This window comes from Pseudogracilibacillus sp. SO30301A (genome assembly GCF_037072025.1).
GTDB lineage: Bacteria > Bacillota > Bacilli > Bacillales > Amphibacillaceae > Pseudogracilibacillus.
Genome location: NZ_JAXHDD010000051.1, coordinates 1 through 12,484, shown reverse-complemented (window position 1 = coordinate 12,484; position 12,484 = coordinate 1). Strand labels below are relative to the sequence as shown.

Here is a 12,484-nt window from a genome sequence, read left to right as displayed (position 1 = left end):
GTTAACCTCCTCGTTTATTTGCAATTTCTCGAATAACAGGGAATTGTCTTTCTATCTCATATTCAATTAAAAAAGAATCTGGCCTCATAGATTTATTAGAATAAATTGGTTCGATATTAACTGAGACTTTCCTGGGTGGCACTTCTTTCAGTGCATTAGCCCATTCCTGTTCCATGTTATACCATTCCCCGCCAGCACGATTAATCTGCTTATTTTGTGCTACCAAGTTATCAATATCCCCAGGCCCATTAAATTGAGTTGCTATTAAGTGACCGCCATCGTCGTCAGGCAATCTATCTTGACGACCTGCTATTCGTTGCATTGCCTCATTTCTTTTTCCTTCTTTTAAAACAAGATTATCAGCTTCTACGTTGACAATCCTGCCAAACTCATCGGTAGTATATCGATATCCGTCTTCAGTCACATATTGAATATTTGGCTTTAATTCTTTTCGGCCAAAAAGACCTTTCTTTATATGTTCCCCATACTCTACTTTTTGAATGGAAGGTGTTTTACCAACGGAAGTTTTGGCGGCCTTTCCTAAATCCTCTGCCGTACCTCTATGTATGTTCCCGCTATTTTCAAATTTGACATACCCTGCTCCTTTTAGAGCCACATTTTCTTGAGAACCAAAGTGGTATTTTCCTAGTACACTAGCTTTTTCATTTACTGCATCAGAAGCCTCTTTGACTAGTGGCTTCGCGTCGTCCCAATCTTTCTTTAATTTGATGGCTACAATTTGCTTGGTTTGCTCAAGTCTTTTTAAGCCTTGAATCCTTGCTGCCATGACGGATCCTTTCACTGTCTCTTTCATCCTGACAGCCGGGATGAGATCGAGTGGTGCCAGTAAGCCCCTAAACCATCGTTCTCCTGTGCCAACTTCTCGGTCGGAAACCCAGTCTTTTCCTGTGACGGCTGTCGATAATTCTAATGTACCATAAATAGCTCCATAGCTAAATGTTGCCCATCCTCCTGCATAACCGCATTCTTTCGCCTTTTAATTTCTCCATTTCGTTAGAGGACAATATCAAGTCGTTGATATGGGGCTAATAATTCCATTAATCCATTCACCAAAAATCATTTGGGTCTTTCTTGTGGATACTATAAAATGGCTGTTCAATGCTTTTAATATCACAACCGTTTTTCTTCAATTCCCGTTGAATCAGCACCTTCACAATATCCGACCTGTATTAGGCACCCCTACATAATCAGTTTGGACAGACGTAAGGTGAGCCAACATTTCTTGTAAGTCAACCCTGTCTATTTCTAATGCTTCTTCATTCAGTTTGGCACCACTGATTCCTACGTCTCTAAAAAAATGTATTAAGTTCTAGCCTTGTTCCTTATAGTACGCTTAATCTCTTCTTGATATTTTAAACTATATCCATCTCTTGCTTGACCTTGAGTTAAGACTTTTATATACCCAGCAACGTTCAGTTTTTTTCCCACCGTTACGAAAAGAGTATTAAAATTTATGTAACGCTTTTTAACGAATAGCGAGTATTATACGATCGTCTCTAGTCCAAAAATACAACCCAAAAAATTAATGAGCCAAAGACGGTAAAAGAACGCTCTTTCACATTATCTATTGTTTATGCCACGAGCTTTGTCAATCTCGTTAGTTTGTCAGCCATTCCATATCATAACTACCCCTGTCATATAAAATGTCATCTCGCCCAGTTCTCTTTCTTATTCAGTTCCGCCAAGTATCAAAACGATACTCCTTGACGGTACAACCTTCATGAGTTTTGAATTTCATCCAATCATTTCTTATGTTCTCCAAAGTATTGTCTTCTAACGAAAAAGCACTTGTTGCCTAATTGACAATCAAGTGCCGTTACAAACTTAAAATCCATGTTCAAAATCTATATCATATAAATCAACCCATTCTATAAATTTTGGTATTGATTTAGTTGTGATAAACTCATTTATTATGCGATATGCCATTTCACGATCCAGATAAGCACAAGTAGGTACCTTCACTGGTTCTCCTCCTACTAAATGCTCAACTGTTTCTATTTCAACATTTTTGTTAAAAGTTACTAAGTAATCTGGATGTTGCATTATAAAAAAACCATATGGTTTATCATAAAATAATATTAATCGTTCATCCAACCCCTCAACTTCAAAACATGAATCCCCACTACCTTGTTTCCAATAAATCTCATTCTTTTTAAATATTAAATCTCTTATAAATTCCTGACTTGGATTTTCAATCGGTTCTCCAACAGGTCCATTATAAATTATCACTAATTAGTCCTCCTCGTATAATAAGTTTATAATCAAAAATTGTTCCTTGATAATTGAATAACTTTGTTGGATATCTCGATTAATTTGAACAGGATCTCCAACGAATCACTATAACGCTCTGAGCCACAGCTTGCTGCTTACCATTTACTGTAGCGCCCGATTCTTAGTAGGCGGTGGATTGGGGTACGGGGCCCCGGCCAGCGAATACTTAGAATCGATTTGTCCATGTTACCATTGATTGCAGGTGAGCCTCTAGGCTTTATTTTGACCGAGCCTGAGTTCAAATCACAACACGGACAAAAGCAAAGTCAATGGTGGCGGATAAATTCACATGAGCTACATCTAAGTGGTGGGCAATATTTACCTCCACCATTACAAGATTTCTTGCTTGGATATTGCGTGATGTCCTTAGATAATAAAATTGGAATGGATCCAACTGGGAATATGCTTTTTCCTCCTGTAGTTCAACTACGATTTAAGACTGTGACCCAGACAATTGTTGTACTGCAAACCACACAAGCTGTATCGGCACGTCCCTGAACCAATGTTAGTAGGTGTTTGGCAGCTTTCAGGGTCATGCCATGGAATACTCATAAGCGAGGCTGTTGTCATACAATTGTTTCTAGGGATATCCCGCAGTATCCAAGCTTATATATTCCAAAATCAACTGAAAGGAGATCCTTTCCGTGAAATTATTCGTAGGTATTGACGTTAGCTCGAAAAAACTTGATGTATGTTTCCTTGATAGCGAGGATAACCGCTTGAAAGAAAACACATTACCAAATGATATCCATGGTGCTGGACAAATTAAAGACGCCATTTTAACTTATAATCAACAATTTCATTATGAACAAATCGTTATGGGTATGGAATCCACATCGGTTTATAGTTTTCATCCAGCCCATATGCTCAGTAATGATAAGGACTTACATCGGATTGGTGTAGAAGTAGTGGTTCAAAATCCGAAAGCCATACACCGGTTTAAAGGCTTATTTGATGAAAACAAGACAGATCGTATCGATGCTTTTCGTATCGCTGATTTTCTTCGTTTTGGGCGTTATAGTAAAACTGTAATCAAGGAAGAAAACCTGAATTATTCATAGCTTCATGCCATATCGTTCATTAGTGCCGTTATAACGCCTTTCTTAGTCAATCATATCTAAATCTGTTGCTTTCCTTGAAATGATTTCCTTAGCAATAGGATCATATGAATCTAATCTTTTCCCATTTTCTAAGTGAATCTCATGGTAATTGTATATCCGCCTCTTTCTCACGGTCTTGTTAAACTTATTTCCCCTTGCCATAGGAGAATCGTTTAGCCAGTAATCTCTTGCTTCTTTCCATTCTAACCTATCCTTTGGAGGTTTATCTTCTTTTGCTTTTCGTGCCAGATAATTTACGTAATTAGACTCTAATTTTAAGTCTATTTTTGAGTCAATAAAACTCCCGCTATTTGATTGGAAATTATTATCCGGAACCTTACCCGCCTTCACATCTTCAATCTTTGCTCTGAAGAAGTTTTCTGTCGCATGAGTGTTTTCTACTTTGCTTCCCGAAACTATTGCTCCGTCAAGGGTTGCAAGCTGATGTTTGGGAAATACGGATTCCTTTAATTATCTACATATTCGGCTATACCTATAAAATTAAGTATGTATTCATTATTGCTTACTGAATTTATAGCTCTACCATCTTTAACATAATTGTAGTTGTAAATCAGAAGAATGGTATTATACTTAGAACTTAATTTAACATCCATAAACTGCTGTATCAGCTGATCATCATATGAAAAATCCATTAAAAGCTCTTTTATTTGATCTTCAGAATCTGTTAGCCAATCCTTCTCTATTAAATCTCTATCATAGTAGCCTAATTTAAAGTCTCTTTCAAAAGTTGAAGGAATACTATCTCCCTCTACCTCATATTTCACTTCAGTGTACTTTTCTAACTCATCAAAGTTGCTGAAATTTCCTAACCACAAAGAAACATCATTTTTCATAACTTATTACCTCCTTAAGCCTTTTTGTAATCCATATGTTGCTTGCCCATTCTTTTAGTTCTTTAACAAAAACTATCATAATCAGGAGCGGTATCATAGCTTGGGTAATGAATTCAATAAAATTAAAAGAGTTAATGAGCTTACTAGACTTTCAGCTAGACTCTTTGCCAGGAACACTTATTGAATAAAAATGCCGGCAACCAAAGTTCGAGCGCTTTCTTATGCAATAAAACAACACCGCTTTAGGTTAGCAATTGTTTATCGCCCCGAGCTTTGTCAATCACGTTAGTTTGTAAGCTGTCATATCATAATTATCCTTGTCACATAAAATGGCGTCTCGCCTATTTTTCGTACTTTTCTCGCAAAGCAAGTATTAAAACAGAATGCCATGATCGTACTGAGTCTTGAATTTCACAATCATTTTTTATGTTTTGCTAAAAGCATAATATTTCTCACCAAGAAAGCACTTGTTGCTTATTAAACAATCAAGTGCTTTATAATTAGTTGTATAATGTTTTTCTTGTTAATCAATCTTTTTATTCTTCAGTGTCCTTATATAAATTATCTAAGAATTCATCAATACCGTTTGCTAAAAAATACATGTTACTCATATCATCAGGGTTTTCCGGTTCTTGTTCATGATCCCAAAAATAAATCTTGTCGTAAAAAGGTTTCTTTGTCCCTAAACATATAACATTTCCTGAAGGGTCATCTCCTATTGGAATAAATCCTTCTGGTAATCTCTCATCCATTATTTCAATATAATCCGTCAAATTATCATACATATTGCCAATACCATAAAAAACATTCAAAACACTAGGTCCTTGCTCATTAGATATCATAAATAAATTAGGTACCACTTTTCCCCCATTCCATTTTAGTAAAAAATTAATATATTGTTCAGTTAGTTTAATATTATTTTCATTTTCAAATATTTCTATTTGTTCTAATGAAAGATTTTCATGTGAACCATAAATTTTTACCATATATATCCTCCTAACTAATTTCCATTAACGATACTTACTCCACCTGCATGAGTAAATTCTCTATGTACTTTTTTATCAACAAGAATCATTGTTTTTCCATCTTGATAATGATGCCAAGTGTAACCTTCAGGAGCTTCATTATAAAGAAGCAACTGGTGGGTCAGAATCTTTGTTCAATCCCGCCTTTTTATTTGCGTTTTTATAATCCAATGGACGATTGGTTGGACTTGCAATTTCAATTTCTACCGGCTTAACAGTGGATGTGTATATTCAATGAAGTCTGGATAACCATCAGGATACCTTACAGTCTGCCCCTTCTTATTTGTATATAACCAAGTACCATCTTTATCAATTTTCACTGTACCACCTTTCTTTGTCCATTTATTCGGTGCAGGAGAATAGGATGGTTTAGTGGCAAGTTGTTCTTTTGTAAATTGGACTTCTAAATTACTTTTCCCCGTACCCTTATTACCCTTCCCAATCCCCCTCACATCTTCAATCTTTGCTCTGAAGAAATTCTCTACAGCATGAGTGTTTTCTACTTTGCTTCCCGAAACTATTGCTCCGTCAGGGGTTGCAAGCTGATGTTTAGGAAATGCGGATTCTCTGAATCGATTAAAGGCGGTAACTCCTTTATCAATTCCTTTAGCGGTATCTATGATATCTTTTTCTAGTTTCCTCCCTACCGCTACTGCTCGGCCTTTGGCGAAGTCTTTTACCTGGTTCATTCGGTTTAGGCCTTCCAAACGTGCAGTGTAAATCGATCCTTTCACCGTCTCCTTCAGTGTTACTGCCGGCGACGTTTTCAAACTTATCGTAGCAGCTTGCTTTAATTTCCCAGCTCTGCCTAAGATAGCAAACTTTTTCACGGAACCTACAGCCGGGATGAGATCGAGTGGTGCCAGTAAGCCCCTAAACCATCGTTCTCCTGTGCCAACTTCCCGGTCGGAAACCCAGTCTTTTCCTGTGACGGCTGTCGATAATTCTAATGTACCATAAATAGCTCCGAGTGCAATACCTGCCGGTGGAAAAATAAGTGCTGCACCGACGATCACTACTAAGGCGGCGATGCTAACCCAAAACTCTTTATTGTATTGTTGATCTTTTATCGAGGTATACTCGAATGCATGAGTATTCAAAGCTACTTGCCTATATTCTTCTAAGGAGAACTCCTGGTCGGGATGCATTTCTTTTATTTGGTCATATTCGATCTTAATCTGATCCGCATAAAAATTTTCTCCACCAAAAAGATCATCCAGCGTAATTTCTGCCTTCGGAATTTCACCGCTCGGTGCAAAGTCTGTATTAATTTTCTGCATGGCACCAATTCGATTTGTCGTTTTATACTCCTCAATCTTTAAACACGAATCGCTTCCACAAATTTATCCATATCTTTGTAAAATCGTTCATCGATCACATCATCGACAATTGTTCCGACTTCACTGACAAATTGGTGAAGGGCATGGAACTCTTCATTCAGCTCATAATACTTATTTTTCTGATTATCATAACTAAAGGAAACAAATCCATCACTGTCATACTTTCTAATAAGCGATTCAACTTGATCAAGGTTATTACAAATTTCATTTGCCGTAGTGAATGGGCTAAGTGTCCAATGACCTCCACCGACAAATTCACTTAATCCTTGCTTTGTTTTCTCCCAATCTGAAGGTATATACTTTACATCCATTGTATCACAGCTCCAGCTTCTCGATAATTTCAAGAGCAATCGTGCGGTCTGCCTCCATCATGCTAGTTAATGTGTCAATTACTAATAAGGAAGCTCTTGCATAATGGTTATAAATTTCAGTTATTTTTTCGTTTGCTTCAGGGAATGCATCCATCGCTTGCTTTGCTTTTCCTGAAGAATAGAAATCATTTGTTTTTAACTTTTCAACGTTCGGAATAATTGTACTCTCAAACTCATTCAAAATAGATTCTATTTGCTGATAGATCAACGTGATTTCATCGACATCAATATTAATTTCTGCACGCACGCCGCCTCCATCCATTAATACAGGTTTAGACATTCGACGTTGCCTCCTTATATGGAAAATCCATTTCGTCAAACAGCAATTTTAAAAACCAATACTGACTGGCGTGATAATATTTGTCTTTCATCGGGTCAATCATAATTAACTTCTTATCATGAGGAAGTGCGAACCACTGCTGGTAAAACTCCGGATTATCCTCTTCCTGGGGATTTTCTCCTATATGAAAGAATTCAAGATTCATAAATTCTTTTCCAATTTCCAGGTCTCCGAGTTCATCTCTAAGTTGTGTAGACAATTCTTTCTTCAAAAAATCCTTCTCTTCTTTTTCTGGCTCGCGTAAAATAAATGGAAAACGATCAATCAATAGTTTTAAGACAAGTGCTTTTGAGATCACATGCAGCCGATAGTACTTTCCGTCCTCTACTTCGACCAACATAATGACTTCATCTTCACCAACTTCACGAAAACCGAACATTAAATTATTAATTCTTACATATTTATTACTTAAATAATAAAACTCTAACGCCCGAATCACGTATGCTCCACCTTTTGTGATTTTGCCTTCTTCCGTTAAAATTTCTTTTTTTACTAATGCTTGATGTGCCACCTTATCCACTTCACCGTCTAATAAATGCAATGTTTTCTTATCGGGTAACCCAAATAGCATCTCTGATTCAAAGGCAGCTGCAAGTAAATATAATTCTGTTATATGAAACAAATCCGACTCTCGTTTGCTCATATACTTTTCATCCTTTTCACCCGATTATCTTGTGGAAACTCTGCAATATAATTTTCTAAGTTTTTTATGGCGGTTGATTGTAACTTTACTGCGTCGTATAACTCGGCATGATATTGTTCGATAATTTCGATATACGACAAAAATGCGTCTTTGCTTTTCCCTTTCCAAGTCGAGGAAGCAACGGTAGAAACTAATGTTTCACAATACATATGGGTTCGTTTCACACTGTTTTCCACTTTGCTTGCAAGTTGTTTGGCCTCTTCTAATTTGGATTGATCAATGACCACGTCGTCCATTATTATTGACTCCTTTATTTATTCTTTGCTCTCTCATAATTTTCGGCTTCTGTAATAGCTAAACTCCGATAATACTCATACCGACCATATGCACGATTTACCGCAATGACCAAATTCAATCGTTTCCCTTTCTCGTTCTCAAATTGAGCATCTAATCGTTCATTTAATTGTTTGAGTTTTTCAACAAAGTCGTTGGATGGGATTTTCGATGGTGAAAGATAAGGATCTGAGTTCCGGTAACTGTTGTATGCACTCGTGAACTCTTCTACCTTTCGATCATGTTCCTCCAATATATTTCCAAGTCGAGTATACAACTTATAGTATTCATCTCTTTTTCTTTCCGCTTCCGTTTTTCTTCTAAATAACTGTTGGAGAAATTCAATCAATTAACCATCCCTCTTTTCCTTCAAATAAACGTAGAGAGTACGAGCATTTTACCGCTAAATATCCTTTTTATATTACCATTAATTTTAAGTTTTTCATGAGGATGACTATGCAGTATTTAATTGCCATACTTTCTTCCAACCCACATCGTTTGTAGGAGTTTTTTACCAATTTAAAATAGGATAAAATAGGAGTTTAGGAAATAAGGCTTATGATCAAGCACACACTCAATTCATCAAGAAAGATTTTATTTTTAATTTAAAAAGGAGCATGACGAGGAAAGAATCTTGTTTAGGACGGCGGATTATTCGGAACTAAAATTGGGAAATAGTTTAATTATCATGGAAAGACTTCTATTATTTATAAAAACACCCCCGAGATTAGATTGTTGGTCTAATTTCGGGGAGCTTCACTCTTACGTGTTTATTAATCCTGCATTTCGAACTGTGAATAACTCCACCTTATCCACAGGCCTTTTCAGATGATTTATTAAATGATGGTGGTTCTAACAATGCTCTCCTTTTATATTTTTCAAGAATTTAATTGCTGCACTCTAGGCGTCCCCCAAAAACCCTCAAATTATTCCAGTAAATACGGATCAACAATTTGATATACTCCTTGACCGACTCGTTTTTCAATAGATTTGAGTCTACCTAAATCAGATAGCTCTTCTAAAAATAAACAACCGTCTAGAAATATTCGATACATTCCACTTGTAAGATAAGCATTAGGTGATCACCTATTAGTCCCTAAGATACTTACCAAAATCTATTTTAATTAATGCTTCATAATATTCTTTAGAAATACCTAATTCGGACATTTTTTACTAATTTCAGCAAGCTCATCTACACTAAATATATTATTCTGAATAGCATTTTATTAATCTTAATCAATTTAGTTACATCGACATTCCCATTCACAATTATATCATCAATTTGATAATTTACAGTATTACCCTTCCCAATCCCCTTTACATCTTCAATCTTCGACTTAACAATTATTTCCACAGTATGTGTGTGTTCTACTGTACTACCGCCCATTCTTACTCCGTTAGGGATCGCTGTATACAAAAATCAATCCTAGTAAAAAGATGAGGCCAAATACTATAATGATCACTAGCCTTAAATAGTATTCATATCACTTGGTGATTTAATCATATTCATTTAACGTGACCAGTCTATCTTACTTACTTTTCCTTTTTATCACCACTCCATGGATGCAGACGAAAATATATTATGTATACAATGACCCAGACAATTGACCAGACTACATATTTAACGCTCATTGGAAAGCTAGGAAATACTTTTTCTGCTAATGCCCATGCTAGCAAAGCAGTCAATATGAAACGTATAAAACGAGCTGGAATACTAGCAACCAAAAAAGAAATAAATCCAATTCCAACCCTTGGTGCAAGGACAGCATAGGATTTATATGGAATTCCTCTAAGTGGACCGAGCACCATTGCAAATAATCCGTTTGTTTTCAGGCCTATTTGAACTTGTTGCATCATTTTTTCCCCAATTGCAGGCACTCCTAACACAAAACGATATGCTTTTTTTTCATGAAATCTTCCCCACCAATACATTCCACTTCCACCTAGTAAAGCCCCCGCCAAAGCTAACAAACTAGCATCTAACCCAGATTGAAATCCGTGAAGAGCGAGTAAGGTGATAATGACATCTGGAATAATAAAGAAAAAGGTTGCTTCCGCGAATCCCCACAAAAATGCCAAAATCATCCCCATCATCAGTAATCCCATTTCGGAAAACTCCCTTCTGCAGCAAGCCCATTCATCTTTTCCTCCAGCTTTTTCATAAATTCTCGTTTACTGTCTATCCATGTAAATGGTTCCCCTATAAAAACATCGCAAAAAAACGGAACGAAAACTCTCTCTCCTTTTGGCAATGATTTACCCAATCCATGCATAAACACTGGATAAATTGGTACATCGGGACGTTCTTTTAGCAAATAAAATATACCAGATTTTAACCTTGCAACCTGTTCTGGTTCTCCGCGTGACCCTTCTGGAAACAAGATAACAATATGATTTTGATCCAGCGCTTCATAGACTCCCTTAAAAAGACCTTCACGACGTTTCGGCTTCCGATCAAGTGGGATAATATGAATAATATGAAAGCGCAAACCATGAGATTAATTTATTTTTCAAAAAGTAATCAGCTGCAGCAATCGGACGAACTTGATGAATTTTCCGCCCTTTAAAAAGCGTCATTAAAACGAGTGTATCTAAATGACTATTATGATTTGCCACAATTACAGCAGGTCCTTTTGTAGGCAAATTTTCTAATCGACGCACATTTAAACCGAGAACAATTGTGATAAATGGCCGAATAATAAGTGTAAAAAACAACCACCTAACAATCATAAATTTGTAGCTCCTTTATGTAAAATAAAAATAACGAATGAAATGAAAAAATAACGGCGCCGTATATGTTAAACTATCCACCCGATCCAAAATACCGCCATGACCTGGTATGGTTTGTCCTGTATCTTTAATTCCCAAATCTCTTTTCAAAGAAGAGATATTCACATCCCCGATAAATCCAGTTAAGCCAATTAAACATCCGGTAAACAATGTCGCAGGGAACGTTAGCGGAGTCAGGAGCGGAGCAAGCAATAGCGCGAGCCCCACTGACGTGATAATTCCGCCAATTAACCCTTCCCACGTTTTATTTGGGCTCACCTTTGGGATAACTTTATGTTTTCCTAACATTTTCCCCCAAATAAATTGGGCCACATCATTGCACTGAGTTAAGATAACAATATAAAGTACGAGCCCAGCCCCGGCAGCCGCGTTTGTACCTGACGTCCCGGGAAGCACGAGCAAATAAGCAAGATGACTAAGTCCAAAAACCATAATCATCAATCCCCAATGGACTGAACCCATCGTCCGTAAAAACCCTTTATTCTCCCCGATCAAGATCATCTGTATTGGTAAAAATAAAAACATATATACTGGAATGAAAATAATGAACATCCCGTACCAGCCAATATAAATCCAGTAAAATTGAATCGGTATAGCTAGATATGCCCAGAACAATATTTTACGGTGTGCCCGATTTGTGGGGATAAGCGAAAGATATTCTTTAAATGCAAGAAAACATAAAAAGGCTAAAAATAGTAAAGAAACATTATGATTAATAAGAATTGCCAACGTAAAGACGACTGCCATGACCCACCAAGATTTAATTCTTGCATTCACTTCTGTAAAATCCTTATCTCGGTTCATTCTGGTTAAAATAAATGCAATGATACTAGAAAAAACCAATAAACCTAAAATACCAAGTAATACAACGCCAACTTCTTTAGAAATTGCATCAAATGGCAATTAATTGACCTCCTTTAATGCCCTATGAGTCCGAATAAAAATATTCACTATCATAAGAAAAATCATTACTGTAAGAATGAGTGAAATCCATAAACCTAGTAACAAGTCAAACGCAGCAAAAATAGCTAGCAGCCCAAACAAAAATGCCCGATCACTTTTTCCCATAGGTCCGTCATAACGTCGACTTGCTCCTATGACAATCCCCATCACTCCAGCCATCTCACTTATCATTGATACGATAACGACCAAGACTATGAGGATGACAGAAAACCCTGGAATACATGCAAAAGGAAGAAATAAACAAGCATCGGAAACAACATCTCCCAATTCATTTAATATATTTCCTAGTCTAGTTTTCATGTTGTGTTCCTTTGCCAACATGCCGTCAATTGCATTTAGCGCCATTCGCACAAACATCACTACTGGAATAAGTAATAGTAGATATGTATTTTCATATAAAAATAATATTGATCCCCCTGTAACAACCGATAGA

At 36.6% G+C, this 12,484-nt stretch carries 20 protein-coding genes; 1 reads left to right on the top strand and 19 read right to left on the bottom strand.

Annotated features, from left to right (window positions below):
• Position 1: 1 nt before the first annotated feature.
• Together SPD89_RS17890 and SPD89_RS17880 are read right to left on the bottom strand one after the other, a co-directional pair.
• Positions 2-802, bottom strand: a complete 801-nt coding sequence (locus tag SPD89_RS17890) for a DNA/RNA non-specific endonuclease (RefSeq protein WP_336263313.1) — start codon at positions 800-802, stop codon at positions 2-4.
• Positions 803-1,845: 1,043 nt separating this feature from the next.
• The gene (locus tag SPD89_RS17880; protein WP_336263312.1) at positions 1,846-2,250 is read right to left on the bottom strand and encodes a hypothetical protein; all 405 of its coding nucleotides are present in this window, start codon (positions 2,248-2,250) and stop codon (positions 1,846-1,848) included.
• Positions 2,251-2,936: 686 nt separating this feature from the next.
• On the opposite strand from SPD89_RS17880, the gene SPD89_RS17875 reads away from it, so the two are divergent.
• Entirely contained in the window at positions 2,937-3,353 is a 417-nt protein-coding gene (locus SPD89_RS17875) for an IS110 family transposase (protein WP_336263311.1), read from the top strand.
• Positions 3,354-3,395: 42 nt separating this feature from the next.
• On the opposite strand, the gene SPD89_RS17870 is transcribed toward SPD89_RS17875, so the two are convergent.
• From SPD89_RS17870 to SPD89_RS17790, 17 genes are all read right to left on the bottom strand, one after another.
• Positions 3,396-3,743 carry a hypothetical protein gene (locus tag SPD89_RS17870; protein ID WP_336263310.1) on the bottom strand — a complete coding sequence of 116 codons (348 nt, stop codon included), beginning with the start codon at positions 3,741-3,743 and terminating at the stop codon, positions 3,396-3,398.
• A 116-nt stretch (positions 3,744-3,859) separates the two neighbouring features.
• Positions 3,860-4,246 (bottom strand): immunity 22 family protein, encoded by a 387-nt coding sequence (locus SPD89_RS17865; protein ID WP_336263309.1) that lies wholly within the window; start codon positions 4,244-4,246, stop codon positions 3,860-3,862.
• A gap of 536 nt (positions 4,247-4,782) precedes the next feature.
• The gene (locus SPD89_RS17860) at positions 4,783-5,232 is read right to left on the bottom strand and encodes an SMI1/KNR4 family protein (protein ID WP_336263308.1); all 450 of its coding nucleotides are present in this window, start codon (positions 5,230-5,232) and stop codon (positions 4,783-4,785) included.
• Between the two features lie 14 nt (positions 5,233-5,246).
• A complete protein-coding gene (locus tag SPD89_RS17855) occupies positions 5,247-5,384 on the bottom strand; it encodes an HNH endonuclease (protein ID WP_336263307.1) in 138 nt (45 codons plus the stop codon).
• A gap of 90 nt (positions 5,385-5,474) precedes the next feature.
• Positions 5,475-6,551 carry a hypothetical protein gene (locus SPD89_RS17850; RefSeq protein ID WP_336263306.1) on the bottom strand — a complete coding sequence of 359 codons (1,077 nt, stop codon included), beginning with the start codon at positions 6,549-6,551 and terminating at the stop codon, positions 5,475-5,477.
• Positions 6,552-6,589: 38 nt separating this feature from the next.
• The gene (locus SPD89_RS17845) at positions 6,590-6,922 is read right to left on the bottom strand and encodes a hypothetical protein (protein ID WP_336263305.1); all 333 of its coding nucleotides are present in this window, start codon (positions 6,920-6,922) and stop codon (positions 6,590-6,592) included.
• Positions 6,923-6,926: 4 nt separating this feature from the next.
• Entirely contained in the window at positions 6,927-7,262 is a 336-nt protein-coding gene (locus tag SPD89_RS17840) for a hypothetical protein (protein WP_336263304.1), read from the bottom strand.
• Positions 7,255-7,965: a DUF5081 family protein gene (locus SPD89_RS17835; protein ID WP_336263303.1), complete on the bottom strand. Its 711-nt coding sequence runs from the start codon at positions 7,963-7,965 to the stop codon at positions 7,255-7,257. Before SPD89_RS17835 ends, SPD89_RS17840 begins: the two co-directional genes overlap by 8 nt.
• Positions 7,962-8,261, bottom strand: coding sequence for a WXG100 family type VII secretion target (locus SPD89_RS17830; RefSeq protein ID WP_336263302.1), 300 nt, complete (start codon positions 8,259-8,261; stop codon positions 7,962-7,964). The genes SPD89_RS17835 and SPD89_RS17830 overlap by 4 nt, the downstream gene beginning before the upstream one ends.
• A 14-nt stretch (positions 8,262-8,275) precedes the next feature.
• Positions 8,276-8,647 (bottom strand): hypothetical protein, encoded by a 372-nt coding sequence (locus SPD89_RS17825; RefSeq protein WP_336263301.1) that lies wholly within the window; start codon positions 8,645-8,647, stop codon positions 8,276-8,278.
• A 577-nt stretch (positions 8,648-9,224) separates the two neighbouring features.
• Positions 9,225-9,353, bottom strand: a complete 129-nt coding sequence (locus SPD89_RS17820) for a hypothetical protein (RefSeq protein ID WP_336263300.1) — start codon at positions 9,351-9,353, stop codon at positions 9,225-9,227.
• 137 nt (positions 9,354-9,490) lie between these two features.
• Complete coding sequence (locus SPD89_RS17815; RefSeq protein ID WP_336263299.1) at positions 9,491-9,715, bottom strand: hypothetical protein; 225 nt, start codon at positions 9,713-9,715, stop codon at positions 9,491-9,493.
• 116 nt (positions 9,716-9,831) lie between these two features.
• A complete protein-coding gene (locus SPD89_RS17810) occupies positions 9,832-10,404 on the bottom strand; it encodes a hypothetical protein (RefSeq protein WP_336263298.1) in 573 nt (190 codons plus the stop codon).
• The gene (locus SPD89_RS17805) at positions 10,392-10,787 is read right to left on the bottom strand and encodes a lysophospholipid acyltransferase family protein (RefSeq protein WP_336263297.1); all 396 of its coding nucleotides are present in this window, start codon (positions 10,785-10,787) and stop codon (positions 10,392-10,394) included. The genes SPD89_RS17810 and SPD89_RS17805 overlap by 13 nt, the downstream gene beginning before the upstream one ends.
• Positions 10,753-11,028: a lysophospholipid acyltransferase family protein gene (locus SPD89_RS17800; RefSeq protein ID WP_336263296.1), complete on the bottom strand. Its 276-nt coding sequence runs from the start codon at positions 11,026-11,028 to the stop codon at positions 10,753-10,755. The genes SPD89_RS17805 and SPD89_RS17800 overlap by 35 nt, the downstream gene beginning before the upstream one ends.
• 15 nt (positions 11,029-11,043) lie before the next feature.
• Complete coding sequence (locus SPD89_RS17795) at positions 11,044-11,991, bottom strand: phosphatidate cytidylyltransferase (RefSeq protein WP_336263295.1); 948 nt, start codon at positions 11,989-11,991, stop codon at positions 11,044-11,046.
• Positions 11,992-12,484, bottom strand: a 493-nt coding sequence (locus SPD89_RS17790) for a CDP-alcohol phosphatidyltransferase family protein (RefSeq protein ID WP_336263294.1), incomplete at its 5' end; no start/stop codon positions are given.